Annotated in this window: 15 protein-coding genes; 7 read left to right on the top strand and 8 right to left on the bottom strand. The window is 60.5% G+C overall.

The window, feature by feature from the left end:
* Positions 1-15: 15 nt before the first annotated feature.
* A complete protein-coding gene (locus BSF44_RS22115; RefSeq protein ID WP_095945306.1) occupies positions 16-1,446 on the bottom strand; it encodes a coniferyl aldehyde dehydrogenase in 1,431 nt (476 codons plus the stop codon).
* A 145-nt stretch (positions 1,447-1,591) separates the two neighbouring features.
* On the opposite strand from BSF44_RS22115, the gene BSF44_RS22110 reads away from it, so the two are divergent.
* Positions 1,592-2,263 (top strand): TetR/AcrR family transcriptional regulator, encoded by a 672-nt coding sequence (locus BSF44_RS22110; protein WP_095945305.1) that lies wholly within the window; start codon positions 1,592-1,594, stop codon positions 2,261-2,263.
* Between the two features lie 32 nt (positions 2,264-2,295).
* Positions 2,296-3,150, top strand: a complete 855-nt coding sequence (locus BSF44_RS22105) for a sulfurtransferase (protein WP_095945304.1) — start codon at positions 2,296-2,298, stop codon at positions 3,148-3,150.
* 44 nt (positions 3,151-3,194) lie between these two features.
* Here the strand turns inward: BSF44_RS22105 and BSF44_RS22100 are convergent, their stop codons facing one another.
* From BSF44_RS22100 to BSF44_RS22070, 7 genes are all read right to left on the bottom strand, one after another.
* On the bottom strand, positions 3,195-4,034 hold the full coding sequence (locus BSF44_RS22100) for an AraC family transcriptional regulator (protein WP_095945303.1): 840 nt from the start codon (positions 4,032-4,034) through the stop codon (positions 3,195-3,197).
* A gap of 3 nt (positions 4,035-4,037) precedes the next feature.
* A complete protein-coding gene (locus BSF44_RS22095; RefSeq protein WP_256589134.1) occupies positions 4,038-5,033 on the bottom strand; it encodes a hydrolase in 996 nt (331 codons plus the stop codon).
* 97 nt (positions 5,034-5,130) lie between these two features.
* Positions 5,131-6,576, bottom strand: coding sequence for a pitrilysin family protein (locus BSF44_RS22090; protein WP_095945301.1), 1,446 nt, complete (start codon positions 6,574-6,576; stop codon positions 5,131-5,133).
* Positions 6,569-7,915 (bottom strand): pitrilysin family protein, encoded by a 1,347-nt coding sequence (locus tag BSF44_RS22085; RefSeq protein ID WP_095945300.1) that lies wholly within the window; start codon positions 7,913-7,915, stop codon positions 6,569-6,571. The genes BSF44_RS22090 and BSF44_RS22085 overlap by 8 nt, the downstream gene beginning before the upstream one ends.
* 125 nt (positions 7,916-8,040) lie before the next feature.
* The gene (rsmD, locus tag BSF44_RS22080; protein ID WP_095945299.1) at positions 8,041-8,637 is read right to left on the bottom strand and encodes a 16S rRNA (guanine(966)-N(2))-methyltransferase RsmD; all 597 of its coding nucleotides are present in this window, start codon (positions 8,635-8,637) and stop codon (positions 8,041-8,043) included.
* Positions 8,637-10,127: a pitrilysin family protein gene (locus tag BSF44_RS22075; protein ID WP_095945298.1), complete on the bottom strand. Its 1,491-nt coding sequence runs from the start codon at positions 10,125-10,127 to the stop codon at positions 8,637-8,639. Before BSF44_RS22075 ends, rsmD begins: the two co-directional genes overlap by 1 nt.
* On the bottom strand, positions 10,120-11,475 hold the full coding sequence (locus BSF44_RS22070; protein WP_095945297.1) for a pitrilysin family protein: 1,356 nt from the start codon (positions 11,473-11,475) through the stop codon (positions 10,120-10,122). The genes BSF44_RS22075 and BSF44_RS22070 overlap by 8 nt, the downstream gene beginning before the upstream one ends.
* Before the next feature lie 344 nt (positions 11,476-11,819).
* On the opposite strand from BSF44_RS22070, the gene ftsY reads away from it, so the two are divergent.
* From ftsY to BSF44_RS22040, 5 genes are all read left to right on the top strand, one after another.
* The gene (gene ftsY / locus BSF44_RS22060) at positions 11,820-13,322 is read left to right on the top strand and encodes a signal recognition particle-docking protein FtsY (RefSeq protein WP_095945296.1); all 1,503 of its coding nucleotides are present in this window, start codon (positions 11,820-11,822) and stop codon (positions 13,320-13,322) included.
* Positions 13,319-13,990 (top strand): cell division ATP-binding protein FtsE, encoded by a 672-nt coding sequence (gene ftsE, locus BSF44_RS22055; RefSeq protein WP_007975383.1) that lies wholly within the window; start codon positions 13,319-13,321, stop codon positions 13,988-13,990. The genes ftsY and ftsE overlap by 4 nt, the downstream gene beginning before the upstream one ends.
* Positions 13,987-15,009 (top strand): permease-like cell division protein FtsX, encoded by a 1,023-nt coding sequence (gene ftsX / locus BSF44_RS22050; protein WP_095945295.1) that lies wholly within the window; start codon positions 13,987-13,989, stop codon positions 15,007-15,009. Before ftsE ends, ftsX begins: the two co-directional genes overlap by 4 nt.
* Before the next feature lie 120 nt (positions 15,010-15,129).
* The gene (gene rpoH, locus BSF44_RS22045; RefSeq protein ID WP_007975386.1) at positions 15,130-15,984 is read left to right on the top strand and encodes an RNA polymerase sigma factor RpoH; all 855 of its coding nucleotides are present in this window, start codon (positions 15,130-15,132) and stop codon (positions 15,982-15,984) included.
* A gap of 377 nt (positions 15,985-16,361) precedes the next feature.
* Positions 16,362-16,707 (top strand): transposase (locus BSF44_RS22040; protein WP_141250072.1); only part of this gene is annotated, 346 nt, incomplete at its 3' end.

Below are 16,707 nucleotides of genomic sequence, written 5' to 3'. Positions count from 1 at the left end.
CGACGGTGAAGATCGTTAGCGGATGAACAGCTTCTGGATCAGCTTCTGAATCGATTTTCCATACGGCGGATAGATCAGTTTCGCCGCGTTGAACCGTTGTTTGATCAGCACCCCCTTGGCTTTGCTGAAGGTCAGGAACCCTTCATGGCCGTGGTAGTGGCCCATGCCCGAGGCACCGATGCCGCCGAACGGCATGTCGTCCTGGGCAACGTGCAGCAGGGTGTCGTTCAGGCACACGCCGCCGGAATGGGTTTCGTGCAGCACGCGCTGTTGTTCGCGCTTGTCGTAGCCGAAGTAATACAGCGCCAGTGGGCGAGGGCGCTGGTTGATGTAGGCAAATGCCTGGTCCAGATCCTTGTACGGCACGATCGGCAGCAGCGGACCGAAGATTTCGTCCTGCATCACCGTCATCTCGTCCGTGACGTTGAGCAGCAGGCTATGGCCCATGCGGCGGCCCTGGCCCTGTTCGAACAGCGGCATCAGCAGCGCACCCTTGCTGGTGGCGTCGCTGACGTAGCCGTTGAGACGTGCCAGTTGTCGCTCATTGATGATCGCGGTGTAGTCCGGGTTGTCAGCCAGCGTCGGATAAAACCCGCGGACGGCTGTGCGATAGGCTTCGACGAAACCTCCGACGCGATCCTCCGGCACCAGCACATAGTCCGGGGCCACGCAGGTCTGGCCGGCGTTCAGGGTCTTGCCGAAGGCGATGCGCTCGGCGGCGTCCTTGAGCGGCACGTCGCGGGAAACAATGGCCGGGGACTTGCCGCCAAGCTCCAGAGTCACCGGGGTCAGGTTTTCCGCGGCGGCGCGCATCACGTGTTTGCCGATGCTGGTGGCGCCGGTGAACAGCAGGTGATCGAACGGCAGGCGTGAAAACGCCACGCCCATGTCCGCCTCGCCCAGGACCACGCAAACCAGGTCTTCGGGGAAGATTCGCGCCAGCAGTCGCTTCATCAGCAGGCCGGTCGCGGGAGTCGACTCACTGAGCTTGAGCATCACCCGATTGCCCGCCGACAGCGCGCCGACCAACGGGCCGATGGCCAGGTACAGCGGGTAGTTCCACGGCACGATGACCCCGACCACGCCCAGTGGTTGATAAACCACTTTGGCCGAGGCGGGCTGGAAGGCTGCGCCCACTTTGCGTCGCGAGGCTCGCATCCAGCCCTTGAGGTGTTTGCTGGCGTAATGGATGCCGTGCAGGCTGGGCATCAGTTCGGCGAGCAGAGTTTCATCGGCGCTGCGATGACTGAAGTCCTGGCTGATCGCATCGATCAGGGCCTGGCGTTCATTGTTCAACAAATCCTTTAGCGCCTTGAGCCATTGCTGGCGCTGCGCAGCCGGTGGCATCGGGTTGGCGGCGTAGGCGGCACGCTGGGCGTCGAACAGGGCCTGAAGCTCTTCCAACGGCTGCTGTAGGTTCTGAAGGTAGGAAATTTCAGCAGTCATGGTCGGCTCCGGATTTATTGTAATGAAGCACTTTTTAGAGCCTATACTCTAAAAAGTCAAATGACATCCTGGAACAGCTTGGTTTTATCCGCTCGCGGATAGATCTAAGATGCCCGTCAACGCACTCTGAATTAAAGCTCAAGCCATGGCCCCACGGATCAAAACCAGCGAGCGCATCGTGCAGAACAGCCTGGAGCTGTTCAACCAGCAGGGCGAGCGCAGCATCAGCACCAACCACATTGCTGCCCATATGGAAATTTCCCCGGGCAACCTGTACTACCACTTCCCGAACAAGCAGGCGATCATCGCCGTGCTGTTCAGCGAGTACGAAAACCTGGTGGACAGCTTCCTGCGTCCGCCCCAGGGCCGTGCCGCCACGGTGGAAGACAAGCGCTTCTACCTCAAGGAGCTGTTGTCGGCGATGTGGCGCTACCGGTTTCTGCATCGTGATCTCGAACATTTGCTCGACAGCGATCCGGACCTGGCCGACCGCTATCGACGCTTCTCCCAGCGCTGCCTGATCCAGGGTTCGGCGATCTACGAAGGTTTCGTCGCCGCCGGCATCCTGAAGATGGACAAGGTGCAGATCGAATCCCTGACGCTCAATGCCTGGATCATCCTCACGTCCTGGGTGCGCTTTCTGTGCACCACGCGGGAGAATTCCAGCCACCTCAGCGAGCAAGCCATTAAACGTGGGGTGTATCAGGTGCTGGTGCTGGAAGCCGGGTTTGTCACGGATGAGGCCCGCGATGCGGTCAGTGCCTTGTTCGAAGAGTTTTACGTGCCCCTGGCCCAGGCATTGGAAGAAGTACAGTAGGATCAAGACCGACTTAAGCACAGGAGCCCGCTATGCCCATTGCGCAATTGATCAGCCCGCAAGCACTGGACCTGAAAAAGGACCAGCCGGGGCTGGTGATTCTGGATTGTCGTTTTGCCCTCGAAGACCCGGATTACGGTCAGCGCAGCTATGCCGAAGGGCATATCGCCGGTTCGAGCTATGCCGACCTCGAGCGTGACCTGAGTGGAGCCGTGGTCAAGGGCGTGACCGGGCGTCATCCGTTGCCCGAGCCGGCGCAACTGATCGAGCGCCTGCAAGCCTGGGGCATCAACGCCGATAGCGAAGTGGTTTTGTATGACGACGGTCCGGGGGCCTATGCGGCGCGGGCCTGGTGGTTGCTGGCGTGGTTGGGCAAACGCGACGGTGTTTTCATCCTCGATGGCGGTCTCAAGGCCTGGCACGCGGCCGGTTTGCCGCTGAGCCTGGATGCGCCGGCGATCGCCCGTGGCTCCTTCACCGGTAGTCCTGACATGGCGTTGCTGATCAGTGCCGAGCGGCTGCAAAAGCGCCTTGCGCGGCCGGAACTGACCCTGCTCGATGCTCGCGCATTGCCGCGTTTCAAGGGGGAAGTGGAACCGATCGATCCGATTGCCGGGCACATCCCTGGCGCCCAGTGTGCGGCGTTTACCGAGAACCTTGGCAGTGACGGGCGCTTCCTGCCGGCCGATCAGCTCAAGCAGCGTTTCTCCGCGAAACTGGGCGATCGTTCGCCGAATGATCTGGTGGCGTACTGCGGCTCCGGCGTGACGGCGTGCCACAACCTGTTTGCGTTGTGTCTTGCCGGTTATCCGTTGGGTTCATTGTATGCCGGGTCATGGAGCGAGTGGATCAACGAGCCTGCGCGGGGCATCACCACCGGCGAGTAAACACCACTAATACCTGTGGGATGGATGGTGTTTTTGAGATCTCGTTAAGCCTCAAGTCCCCGTTTTGCACTGCGATACGCCCCCGGTCCAACCCCATACACCTGCTTGAACTGCCGGCTCAGATGGCTCTGGTCGGCAAACCCCAGTTGCATCGCGACTTCCAGCGGCAGACAACCACTTTGCAGCAACGCCCGCGCCCGGGCGATACGCTGTTGCATCAGCCAGGTGTGCGGCGGCATGCCGGTGGCCCGGCGGAACACCCGGGCGAAATGGAATGGCGAGAGATTGACCGTCGCCGCCAGTGCCTCCAGTGAAGGTGGTGCTGCCAGTTGCACGAGCAGCAACTCCTTGGCCAGGCTCACGGCCCGGTGTTCCTTGCCGGGTTTACCGGCATCGGGCACCGCCGCATGACGCTGCAACAGTGACAGCACCAGTTCGCGCCAGATCGTTTGTTGCTGCAAAGCGGTGGCGGGGCTTTCCAGTAAACGGTGAAGCTGGCAGAAACCGTTCACCAGATCCTGATCGCGATACAGCGTGGCACCGAAGGTCGGCAAGTGACAGGTTGGCAACTCGAGTTCGGCCAGCAGCGAAGTTATCTGCCCGCTGTCCGGATAAAACGCCCGATACAGCCAGCCATCCTCGGTGCCTTTGTGGCCGGTGTGCAATTCATCGGGGTTGATCAGCACCAGCGTGCCGCTGCCTGCCAGGTGTTCGGCGCCGCGATAGCGATAACGCTGGGCGCCCGCCATGATCATGCCGATCACATAGCCGTCATGCACATGGGGGGCAAAACGATGGTCGATGTAGCGGGCGGACAACAACTCGACCCCAGCCAGCGGCGGAGTTTGCCAGAAGTGGATCGACTCGCCTTGGTCAGCGTCCATGATTCAAGCGCACCCTATGGCGGCCAGCCACTCGGGGATGCGCCGTTCCAGGTAGTAACCCGGTTGCTTGAGCGAGCCATCGACGAAACCGACATGCCCGCCCTTGGCTTGCAGTTCGAATTGCGTGCAAGCGGACAGTTCATCGACGTGCGGCAGGCTGTGGGGAGACACGAAGGGGTCGTCGGCGGCCTGAATCATCAAGGTCGGCGTACGAATTTCGCCAAGGAAATAGCGGCTGGAGGCGCGGCGATAATAATCCTCGGCGTCGGCGAAACCGTGCAGTGGCGCGGTGACGCGTCCATCGAAGTCCCAGAACGTGCGCATGTTTTCCAGGGATCCGAGGGCCGCCAGGGCTGCCAGGCCGTCCTCGCGTCCGTCGTGCTGGAACTGTCGCTGTTTGTTCTTGATGTAGGCGACCATCTCGCGCATGAAATGCGCCTGGTAAACCTTGGAAAAGCCCTGGCCGATACGGTCGGCGCACTGGTCCAGGCGGAACGGTACCGACACCGCCACGGCGCCCGTCAAGTCGCTGTCGCTGCCGGTTTCGCCCAAATGCTTGAGCAGGACATTACCGCCAAGGGAGTAGCCCACCGCATACAGTGGCGCCAGAGGCCGTTTGGCCCGCAAGTGTCTGATGGTTTCGGCCAGGTCTTCGCTGGCGCCGGAATGGTAGCTGCGCGGCAACAGGTTGGGTTCGCCCGAACAGCCGCGCCAGTTCAGCGCGACGCTGGCCCAGCCACGGTCGCCCAGAGCTTTTTGCATGCCCGCCACGTAAGGCGAATTCGACGAACCGGTGAGCCCGTGCAGCACCAGCACCAACGGTGCATCGGCAATGTGCGGGCCGTGCCAGTCAAGGTCGAGAAAATCGCCGTCTTCAAGCCACAGGCGTTCGCGTTCACGGCCGATGTGCACGGTTTTACGCCACAGCGGCCCCCACAAGGTTTGCAAGTGCGGATTGCCGATGCCGAAGGCAGGGGTGAAGGACGGCGGTACGGCCAGTGCGGGGTGCGGTTGCACAGTCATTCTCGGTGGGAGTGTTCATGAGTCTGCCCGAAGACGCGGCGCGACAGTGCCACAACCGCGTCATCATGGTTGTCTAACTTGCCACAATCTCGCCAGGCACGCGACACATGGCATTGGTTGCGCTTTCGCCTGGAGCTGGCAGCGGTTGTTGATCGGTCTTCGGCCCCAGGATGACAGCGCGCCATTGGTCGGCGTGGTAATGCCGGTTGAGTGCTGTTTTGATTGATATCAGGTTCAGCTTCAAGGCTGCTTGCGTGGCAAAGTCGAGGTCCAGCGGCAGATTGTGAGCGCTGATGGCGTGCAACTGTCTCAGAATCTGCATATTGGTAGCGCTGTTCAAAGGCGCGCTACCGGCCAATCGCTGTTGGCTGTCCTCGAGTTCCTGTTGGGTAGGTCCTTGAGCGAGGAAGTCACTGAACATCGTCTTGATATGGGCCAGCACGGCATCGGCCTGCTCCGGTCGGGTCTGCAATTTAATAGTCAGCAACCCTTGTGCCTGAAGGGCTGAGAGGTCGGCGTCAACGTGATAGGTCAGACCTCGGCGTTCACGCAGTTCATGGGTCAGTCGGTTGGTGAAAATCCGCATGGCCATCTGTAGCCCGACGTAGTCCGGACTGTTTTGCAGGACGCTTGGCTGGGCAAGGCGCAGGTAAGCCTGGGTCGATGGTCGCTCAATGCGCAGCAGACCTGGAGCGGCTGGACTTGTCACTGGCTGGATCGCCGCAGTGGCCGGTCCCAGGGGCAAGGCCGCGGATATCTGCGCACCGATGCGTTGGGCTTCTTCCTCGGTGAGGTCGCCGACCAGTGTGATCTGGGCATTGCCCGCGGCATAAGCCTCGCGATGAAAGTCTTGCACCTGGGTGCGGGTGATGGCGGTCAGTCCGGCCCTGGTTCCGTAGAGGGACTGGGCATAACCGTGGTCGGGAAACAGCTGGCCGAGATTGGCTATTTGGGCTTGAGCTGCATGGGACTGCTCTTCATGGTCCAGAAAGTACTGCAGTTGGGATTTCACCGTAGGCAGGGACTCTTGCGGTAACAGCGGCTTGCCGAGTACCTGGGCAAACAGTTCCAGGGCTGGAGTGCGCCGTGATTCGTCACTCAGACTTCGCAGGGATATCCAGATCCGGTCCTGGCTGATGCCCATATCCATCCTTGCACCCAGATTATCGAAAGTCGCCTGTATGGCATTGACGTCTTTGCCAGCCACACCCTCATTCAAAAGGCTATAGGTGACAGCGGCCAGGCCGGGGTTATGCGGCGTGTGGGCGCTGCCGGCGGCAAAGCTCACAAGGGCATCGAACATCGGCAGGCCAGGGGTGCGGATGAACAGGATCTTCGTTCCGCTGAGCGTTTTGTAACCCTTGATCGACAGCGTGCGGTGGGTCGCCGGAGTCTGTGGTTCATTGAGCGATTGCAGCACTGGTTTCTGGGGCGCCGTGGTTGCAGTGGCAGGGGACTGTGCACTCGACAGCATGCCGACCAGGATCAATCCGTTGATGAGGCCTTTGAGCTTATCCATTGTTTTTCTCCGGCAGGATTTTCGCGGTACTCAGGCGCTCGCGCGTCAGGTAAGTCTTTGCGACCTGTTGAATATCCAGGGGTGTGACCGTGTTCAGCTCATCCGTATCCCGATCGGCCAGCCGCCAGTCGAGGCCGATGGTTTCCAGCAGACCCAAGGTGTCGGCCTGCCCTTCCAGATCATCCTGTGCATAAACCGTGTTAGCGATCACAAGGTTTTTCGCTCGCTCCAGTTCAGCCGGTTCCGGCGCCTTGCTCTTCAGTGATTCGATCACTTGCCACAGACGGACGAGGGCCTCGTCAGCGTCATTGAGCTTGTCCGGGTTGAGCTGTGTGGTGATGGTCAGCAACGAATCGCCGCGTTTGAAGGCGTCGTACTCTGAGTCGGCCTCGGTGAATATCGTGTCGCTCCGTTGCAGCTGCTGTTTGATCCGCGCGCTACTGGATCCGGCCAGTAACATATCGAGCAAGCGCAGGGCATGGGCGGTCCGACGATCCGGTGCCGTGGCCAGGCTGGGCGCGTTGAAGCTCATGATCAGGCGCGGGGATGCTATCGGTGCATGCAGGGCCAGTGACCGTTCACCGGCAGACGCCAGTTCGACGGGGGCAGGCGTCACAGGTGTCGCACGTTGCTCAAGGTGGCCGAAGTACTGCTGTGCCAGGGCCTTGATCCGCTCAGGTGCAACATCGCCAACGACCACCAGCGTCGCATTGTCCGGCGAATACCAGGCCTGATACCACTGCTGCAATTGCACGGTGTTCATGCGTTGCAGATCGTGCATCCAGCCGATCGTCGGGGTGCGGTAGCTGCTGGCCGGGTAGGCAATGCTGTTCAGTCTTTCGTGAACCGACGCGGTGATCTCATCATCAACGCGCATCCGACGCTCCTCCTGAATGACCTTGAGCTCCGGTGTGAAGTCCTGTTCATTCAGCTCGGCCGTACTCATCAGGTCGGCCAGTATTTCGAACGCGACGCCAGTGCGGCTGGAAGGCAGGGTCTGGTAAAAAACTGTGTAGTCAGCGCTGGTGGATGCGTTATGACTGGCGCCAAGCTTATCCAGTACCGTCATGAACTCTCCGGCGCAGGCCTTGCTGCTGCCTTTGTAGACCATATGTTCGAGGGCGTGGGACAGGCCCGACTGGCCGGGTGGTTCGTGGCTTGAGCCGGTCTTGATCCAGAGTTGGGCGGTGACGATGGGGGAGCGGTGGTCCTCGCGCACGACAACCTTGAGGCCGTTATCCAGTACGAAGTCTTGTGTCGCAGGGGGTGCCGCCGCGCTGGCCATGAGTGGCAGACAGGCGATAAAGGGCAGCATAAAAGTGCTGCTGGAGATGTTCATCCGTGTTCATCCTCAGTGGTTTGCAGTTAATTGCGCAAACCACTGTGGATGATCCGAAAGGACGTCAGGCGGTAACTATGTAGTGCACTGCACAACCGGTTTGGGGCAGTCGTCTCGCCGAAATGTCAGGCGCCGCGCTGCCACAACGAGTAATACACCCGCCCGGATTTCTGCTCCCGGTGCAAGCGCCAGTTCTCCGGCAGGCCCAGGGTCGAAGGTGCGGACTCGCTTTCGGTGTACACCCACGCGTCCTCGGCCAGCCATTGGCGCTCTTCAAGCAACTTGCACACGGCGGGTAGCAGGTTCTGGTTGAACGGCGGGTCGAGGAACACCAGGTCGTAGGCGATGGCGGTCTGGGTTTCCAGGTAGCGCAGGGCGTCGGCGGTCTGGACCTGGCCGGTGGTGCAGCGCAGCGTGCCCAAGTGCTCCTTGAGGCTGGACACCGCGATGCTGCTGGCGTCCAGCGCCTGACCCATGGCCGCGCCGCGGGACAGGGCTTCGAGGAACAGCGCGCCGCTGCCGGTGAACGGGTCGAACACTTTGGCGCCCGGCACGTACGGCGCGAGCCAGTTGAACAGGGTTTCACGCACGCGGTCCGGCGTCGGGCGCAGGCCCGGGGCGTCAGGGAAGCTCAGCTTCCGGCTGCGCCATTCGCCACCGATGATGCGCAGCTGGTTCACGCCGTTATGGACGTTTTTGGCGGGTTTTTTAGGATGGGCCATTAATGCTCCGGAACCCCGAGCGGCTGCTCGGAAGGTTTATCAGTAGGGGCCGGTAACGGCTTTTGCGGCACGGTCGGGCCAGCGCTGACGATGACCATCTTGTCCGTGCTCAGGTGTTTGTTCATGGCGGCTTTGACCTGCTCGACGGTCAAGGCCTGGGATTGTTGCATGAAGTCTTCCAGGTGGCTCAACGGCAAGTTGTAAAAACCGATGGCGCCCAGTTGGCCGACGATATCGGCGTTGCTGGCGGTGGACAGCGGGAAGCTGCCGGCCAGTTCGCGCTTGGCATCGTCGAGCTCTTTTTCGGTCGGGCCGGTTTTAAGGTAGTCGGCCAGCACATCCTGCACCAGTTTCAGGGTGCCCTCGCTCATCTCGGCGCGGGTTTGCAGGTTGATCATGAACGGGCCGCGCACCTGCATCGGGGTGAAACCCGAATACACGCCGTACGTCAGGCCACGCTTCTCGCGCACTTCGCTCATCAAGCGGGTGCCGAAGCCGCCGCCACCGAGAATCTGGTTACCCATGGACAACGCCGCGTAGTCCGGGTCGTCGCGGTCGATGCCCAGTTGCGCGAGCATCAGGTTGGTCTGCTTGGACGGGAACTCGATATGGCCGACGCTGGCCTTGGGCTCGACGGGTTGCGCGATTTTCGCCAAGGCCGGACCTTTGGGCAGGGCGCCGGATACCTGGGCGGCAATCGCCTCGGCTTCCGCGCGGGACAGGTCGCCGACCAGCGCGATCACTACGTTACCGGCGGCGTAGGCTTTCTCGTGGAAAGCACGCAGTTGTACCTGGGTGATCGCCGGTACGGTTTTCGCCGTGCCGTCGCTGGCGTGTGCGTATGGGTGATCACCGTACAAACGGTTCATCAGTTCCAGGCTCGCCAGTTTGCCCGGGTTCTGTTTCTGGTATTCGAAACCGGCGAGCATCTGGTTCTTGATGCGGGCCAGCGAATCGGCAGGGAAAGTCGGCTTGCCGATGACTTCGGCGAACAGCTTCAGGGCCGGCTCGCGCTTGTCCTTGGCACTCAGGCTGCGCAGCGTAGCGATTGCCATGTCCTTATAAGCGCCATTGCCGAAATCGGCGCCCAGGCCTTCGAAGCCTTGGGCAATGGCGCCGACGTCTTTGCCGGCCACGCCTTCGTTGAGCATGGCGTTGGTCAACACCGCCACGCCCGGTGCATTGCCGTCCTGGCTGCTGCCGGCAGCGAAGATCAGGCGCATGTCGAACATCGGCAGCTCATGGGCTTCGACGAACAGCACCTTGGTGCCTTCGGCGGTGTTCCAGGTCTGCACGTCCAGCTTGCGGTGTTCCGGTGCCTTGCCGTTGAGCTCGGTCAGCGATTGCAGTTTCTGGCTGGCCTTGGCCTTGTCCAGGGCTTCGCTGGCATTGGTTTGGCCTGGGCGTGACAAATAAAACGCGGCGGAACCGATAACAGCGACGGCGACCAGGCCGATCAGGGCCAGGCGGGAGGGTTTACGCTCACTCATGAGTCGTCTCCAGAGGCAGTACATGGGCGACGCTGAGACGTTCGCGGGTGAAATACAGCTTGGCGGCTTTCTGGATATCTTGCGGCGTGACGCTTTCCAGATCGGCCAGTTCGGTGTCCATCAGTTTCCATGACAGGCCGACGGTTTCCAGTTGGCCGATGGCCGTGGCCTGACTGGTGATCGAGTCGCGCTCGAAGACCAGGCCGGCGATGACTTGTGCGCGTACGCGTTCCAGTTCTTCAGCGGTTGGCGCCGTGGTTTTCAGCTGGTCGAGCAGCTTCCACAAACCGGCTTGCGCCTGGGCGATGGTCTTGTGTTTCTGCGAGTTTGGCGATGCCGACAGGGTGAAGAGGCTGTCGCCACGGGTGTAGGCGTCGTAACTCGACGAGCCGCCGGACACCAGTTCTTCGCCACGCTCCAGTTGCGTCGGGATCCGTCCGCTGTAGCCGCCGTCGAGCAATGCCGAAATCAGGCGCAGGGCATTGACCAGGCGCTTGTCTTCGGCGGTGGCGATGCTCGGCACGTTGAAGGCCAGCATCAGGCTAGGCAGCTGGGTCTGCACGTGCAGTGTGATCTGGCGCTCGCCCGGCTCGGCCAGTTCCAGCGGCTTTTTCGCGGCGGGCACTTCACGTTTGGCGATCGGGCCGAAATAGCGTTGGGCCAGGGTTTTGACTTCGTCCGGGGTGACATCGCCAACCACCACCAGCGTGGCGTTGTTGGGCACGTACCAGGTTTCGTACCAGTGGCGCAGTTCTTCGACTTTCATCCGCTCAAGATCGGCCATCCAGCCGATGGTCGGCGTGTGGTAACCGCTGGCCGGGTAAGCCATGGCCTTGAAGCGCTCGTAGGCCTTGGCCATTGGCTTGTCGTCGGTACGCAGGCGACGTTCTTCCTTGATGACCTCGATTTCCTTGGCGAACTCGTCCGGCGGCAGGCGCAGGCTGGCCATGCGGTCGGCTTCCAGTTCGAAGGCCACGCCCAGGCGATCACGGGCCAGCACCTGGTAGTACGCGGTGAAGTCGTCGCTGGTGAAGGCGTTCTCTTCGGCGCCGAGGTCGCGCAGGATCAGCGAGGCTTCGCCGGGACCGACCTTCTCGCTGCCCTTGAACATCATGTGTTCCAGGGCGTGGGACAGGCCGGTATTGCCCGGCGTCTCGTAGCTGGAACCGACCTTGTACCAGACCTGGGAAACCACAACAGGCGCTCGGTGGTCTTCACGCACGACCACCTTCAGACCGTTGTCGAGGGTGAATTCGTGGGTGGGTTGCGGGTCGGCAGCCAGGGCCGAAAGGGGCAGGCAAACTGTGCTGAGCAGCAGGCCAGCGGCGCGGCGGGCAAGAGCATTCATTCGTTTTCAAACCTTTGGGGCTGCCCGCTTGGTCTTAGCCTAGGCGGGCGAGGAGGTGCTAGGATACTGATCCGTTTTACTGGCGGCCACGCCTATCAGGCCTTTGATTGGCCTGCGGGTTGTATGGGTTACCGGCAGAAACTTTGAGTTTGTCAGCTAAACTCTGCGTTTTCGCCGACGATGCCGTTCCAGTCCTTCGTATTAGTCGAGCTTTGAGGTGCCATTGAACACCTCGACAAAATGTTGCGCGTGAACAAGCTGGGTGAAACACAGTCTGTTCTGCATCGAATATTTATTTGCCGGGGCGCCATTGGCGCGTCGCTACCGTGAGATAGCCGTCCTCCATGTTTGGTTCCAACGACGACAAGAAGACCCCAGCTGCGGCTGGCGAGAAGAAAAGCCTGTTCGGATGGCTGCGCAAAAAGCCGCAGGAACCCGTCGTCGAACAGCCACAAGCCATTCCTGAACCAGCGCCAACGCCGGTCCCGGTAATAGAAGAAGCGCCCGCGCCGGTTGTTCTGCCGGTTGCCGAGCCGGTACTGCAGTCGCAGGCTGAAACTGTTGTTGAGCCTGTCAGCGAAGTTATCGAAGCGCCGCTGACCTCGACTGCCGAGCCATGGCTGGCCTTGCCCGTGGCGGAGGAGCCGGTGGCATTGGTCGAAAATGACCTGGCCCCTCACGTGACACCACCGATTCCGGCTCCGGCAGCGTTTACATCTGCACCGGCTCACGCGCCTGTGGTCGAACCGATTGTTGAGCCAATCGTCGTGGCCGAGCCTGTGCCCGTTGTCAGCCAGCCAGAGGTTCCGGTATTCGTTGCTCCGGTTGCTCAAGCACCTGCGCCCGCTCCGACTCCCGAACCGATCGCAGCGCCCGTCGAAACCCCGGTAGAACCCGTGCGCACCGAAGAAACCAAAGCCGGTTTCTTCGCCCGCCTCAAGCAGGGTCTGTCCAAGACCAGCGCCAGTATCGGCGAAGGCATGGCCAGCCTGTTCCTGGGCAAAAAGGTCATTGATGACGAGCTGCTCGAAGACCTCGAAACCCGCTTGCTGACCGCCGACGTTGGTGTCGAAGCCACCTCGGTGATCATTCAGCGTTTGACGCAGAAGGTTGCGCGCAAGGAGTTGGCTGACGCCGATGCCCTGTACAAATCCCTGCAAGCCGAGCTGGCCGCGATGCTCAAACCTGTCGAGCAGCCGCTGAAAATCACCTCGCAGAGCAAACCGTTCGTGATTCTGGTCGTCGGCGTCAACGGTGCCGGCAAGACTACTACCATCGGCAAGCTGGCGAAGAAACTGCAACTGGAAGGCAAGAAAGTCATGCTCGCCGCCGGCGATACCTTCCGCGCCGCGGCGGTGGAGCAATTGCAGGTCTGGGGTGAGCGCAACAAGATCCCGGTGATCGCGCAGCACACTGGCGCCGACTCGGCCTCGGTGATCTTTGATGCCGTGCAGGCCGCCAAGGCCCGTGGCATCGACGTGTTGATCGCCGACACGGCCGGCCGTCTGCACACCAAAGACAACCTGATGGAAGAACTGAAAAAAGTTCGCCGGGTGATCGGCAAGCTCGACGCTGACGCACCTCACGAAGTGCTGCTGGTACTTGACGCCGGCACCGGCCAGAACGCCATCAACCAGGCCAAGCAATTCAACCAGACCGTCGAATTGACCGGCCTGGCGCTGACCAAGCTCGACGGCACCGCCAAGGGTGGGGTGATTTTCGCCCTGGCCAAGCAATTCGGTCTGCCGATTCGCTACATTGGCGTCGGCGAAGGCATCGACGATTTGCGTACCTTTGAAGCAGAACCCTTTGTCCAGGCATTGTTTGCCGAGCGGGAGCGTTCATGATTCGTTTCGAACAGGTCGGTAAGCGCTACCCGAACGGTCACGTCGGCTTGCATGAGCTGAGCTTTCGAGTCCGTCGTGGCGAGTTCTTGTTTGTCACCGGCCATTCCGGCGCCGGTAAAAGCACCTTGTTGCGGCTGTTGCTGGCCATGGAACGCCCGACCAGCGGCAAGTTGCTGCTCGCCGGGCAAGACCTGAGCACCATCAGCAACGCGCAGATACCTTTCTTGCGTCGGCAGATCGGCGTGGTGTTCCAGAATCACCAGTTGCTGTTCGATCGCACGGTGTTCAATAACGTCGCGTTGCCTTTGCAGATCCTGGGCCTGTCCAAGGCCGAGATCGCCAAGCGCGTGGACTCGGCACTGGAGCGCGTGGCGCTGTCGGATAAAACCGATCTGTACCCGGGCGACCTGTCCACCGGTCAGCAGCAGCGCGTCGGCATCGCCCGCGCCATCGTCCACCGTCCGGCCTTGCTGCTGGCGGATGAGCCGACCGGTAACCTCGACCCGCGTCTGGCCGCCGAGATCATGGGTGTGTTCGAAGACATCAATCGCCTGGGTACCAGCGTGCTGATCGCCAGTCACGACCTGGCCCTGATCGCCCGCATGCGCCACCGCATGCTGACGCTGCAACGCGGTCGATTGATCGGTGACGGGGAGGCCGCGGTATGAGTGCAACACGTAGCCCCAAGGTTTCCGAGCGTGTGGCCCCGAAGGCAGCCGATCCGCAGCCGCAAAAGAAAAAACGCGACGATGACGACGGGCCGGACTTTGCCACGTTGTTCCGCGCCTGGATCGAAAGCCATCGCGCCAGCATGGTCGACAGCCTGCGCCGCCTGGGCAAGCAGCCCATCGGCAGTTTTTTCACCTGCATGGTGATGGCGGTGGCCCTGAGCTTGCCCATGGGACTGTCACTTTTGCTAAGTAACGTCGAGCGCCTGGGCGGCTCCTGGCAGCGCGCGGCGCAGATTTCCCTGTATCTGGATCTTGAGGCCAAGCCGGCCGAAGGCGAATCGCTGCGCGATCAGATCAAGGGCATGCCTGGTGTCGCCGAGGCTGAATACGTTGGCCGGGATCAGGCGCTGGAAGAGTTCCAGCAACAGTCCGGGCTGGGCGAGGCGCTCAAGGAATTGCCGGAGAACCCGCTGCCGGGCGTGGTGCTGGTAACGCCGACCGAAGTCGACAAGCCGGCCCTTGAAGCATTAAGACAAAAACTATCCGAGCTGCCGAAGGTACAACAAGCGCAACTTGATTTAGTCTGGGTTGAGCGTCTGGCAGCCATCCTCAAGCTGGGTGACCGTTTTGTCTTCGGTCTGACCGTGCTTCTGGTTTCTGCATTACTTTTGGTGATAGGCAATACCATTCGTCTTCATATTGAAAACCGCCGCACAGAGATAGAAGTGATTAAACTGGTCGGCGGCACTGACAGCTATGTACGCAGGCCCTTTCTGTATATGGGCGCGCTGTATGGCTTCGGTGCGGGGATTCTGTCCTGGGGGGTACTGGCGTTCGGCCTTGATTGGCTGAACGACGCGGTGGTAGGGCTGGCCGGTTTGTACGGCAGTGATTTTGCGCTGGCTGGAGTGCCAGTTGCCGACGGTCTGTCTCTCTTGCTTGGCGCGGTGCTGTTGGGGTATATCGGTGCATGGATTGCAGTCGCACGCCACCTGAGGGAGCTTGCGCCTAAGTAGTATCATTTTGCTCGTATTGACCTTTCAGCGTTTTTGGGTATTAGGGAACTTGTCTTTCGGTTTCCGGTCAATTTTCGCAGTGCTGAACTGCACGAGTTTGTAAGTCGGAGGTTTTTTCGTATGACCAATTCTTTGCAACCTGCATATGCTCTGGTCCCGGGTGCGAACCTGGAGGCCTATGTGCACACCGTCAACAGCATCCCATTGCTGTCGCCGGAGCAGGAGCGTGAACTGGCCGAGAGTCTCTATTATGAGCAGGATTTGGGGGCGGCTCGGCAGATGGTGCTCGCCCACCTGCGTTTTGTCGTACATATCGCCCGTAGCTATTCCGGCTACGGCCTGGCCCAGGCAGACCTGATCCAGGAAGGCAACGTCGGCCTGATGAAGGCCGTGAAGCGCTTCAACCCGGAAATGGGCGTGCGCCTGGTGTCCTTTGCCGTGCACTGGATCAAGGCGGAAATCCACGAGTTCATCCTGCGCAACTGGCGCATCGTGAAAGTCGCGACCACCAAGGCCCAGCGCAAGTTGTTCTTCAACCTGCGCAGCCAGAAGAAGCGTTTGGCCTGGCTGAACAACGAGGAAGTCCACCGTGTGGCGGAAAGCCTGGGTGTAGAGCCTCGGGAAGTGCGCGAGATGGAAAGCCGCCTGACCGGCCATGACATGGCCTTCGACCCGGCTGCCGAAGCGGACGACGACAGTGCATTCCAGTCGCCGGCCAACTATCTGGAAGACCACCGGTACGACCCGGCCCGTCAACTGGAAGATGCCGACTGGAGCGACAACTCCAACCACAACCTGCACGAAGCGCTGGAAGTGCTGGACGACCGCAGCCGTGACATCCTCTACCAGCGTTGGCTGGCGGAAGAAAAAGCCACGCTGCACGACCTGGCGCAGAAGTACAACGTGTCGGCCGAGCGTATTCGCCAACTCGAGAAGAGCGCGATGAACAAGCTCAAGTTGTCGATTGCTGCGTAACTGGCGACCTGGCAATAAAAAATGCCCCGATCATTGATCGGGGCATTTTTGTTTGTGTACGGTTTGTCGGTTGTACCCGATTTACTGTGGGAGCGAGCCTGCTCGCGAAGAGGGAGTGTCAGTCGACATTAATGCTGTCTGATGCACCGCATTCGCGAGCAGGCTCGCTTGTATGGTAGGACTTGAAGGGAGGAGGAGGGACAAGGCTCGATTCTGACTGTTAGCGCAGTACAGACCGTGGGAGATTTCGCCCCTCCTCCTTTCACCCAAGCGCCGATAAAGAATGCATCTGGCTAGACCGACGATAGGAACAAGCCTGCGCCTCTGGGTGAGCCCTTCAAGTGCTCAAACCTTATCCCGGAGGAAATCCTGTGGCAATGCCGGTCTCTCTATCAAAACCGATCGTGGGTGTGGATGTCGCCAAGAATGAGCTGGTGATTTATCAGTATGATGGTGATTCGCTTCAAGAGATTCCCAACACCAAGACATCCATCAAACAGTGGCTGAAGGCGTTGTCGGGAACGGTGGCCATTGCCATTGAGGCGACCAACATCTACCACCTGGACTTCGCTGATCTGGCCTATGAGGCCGGTTGCACGATTTACATGGTGGGAGGCTATGAACTCAAACATTATCGCGAAGGCGTGAAGATCCGCGCCAAAACCGACGCACTGGATGCCAAGCTGCTGGCTCGTTACCTGAAGAACGAGGCCGAGGAGTTGC

This window comes from Pseudomonas sp. ACN8, assembly GCF_002303925.1.
Classification (GTDB): domain Bacteria; phylum Pseudomonadota; class Gammaproteobacteria; order Pseudomonadales; family Pseudomonadaceae; genus Aquipseudomonas.
Note: the sequence above shows the minus strand (reverse complement) of the source record. Positions and strands in the feature narration are given on the sequence as shown.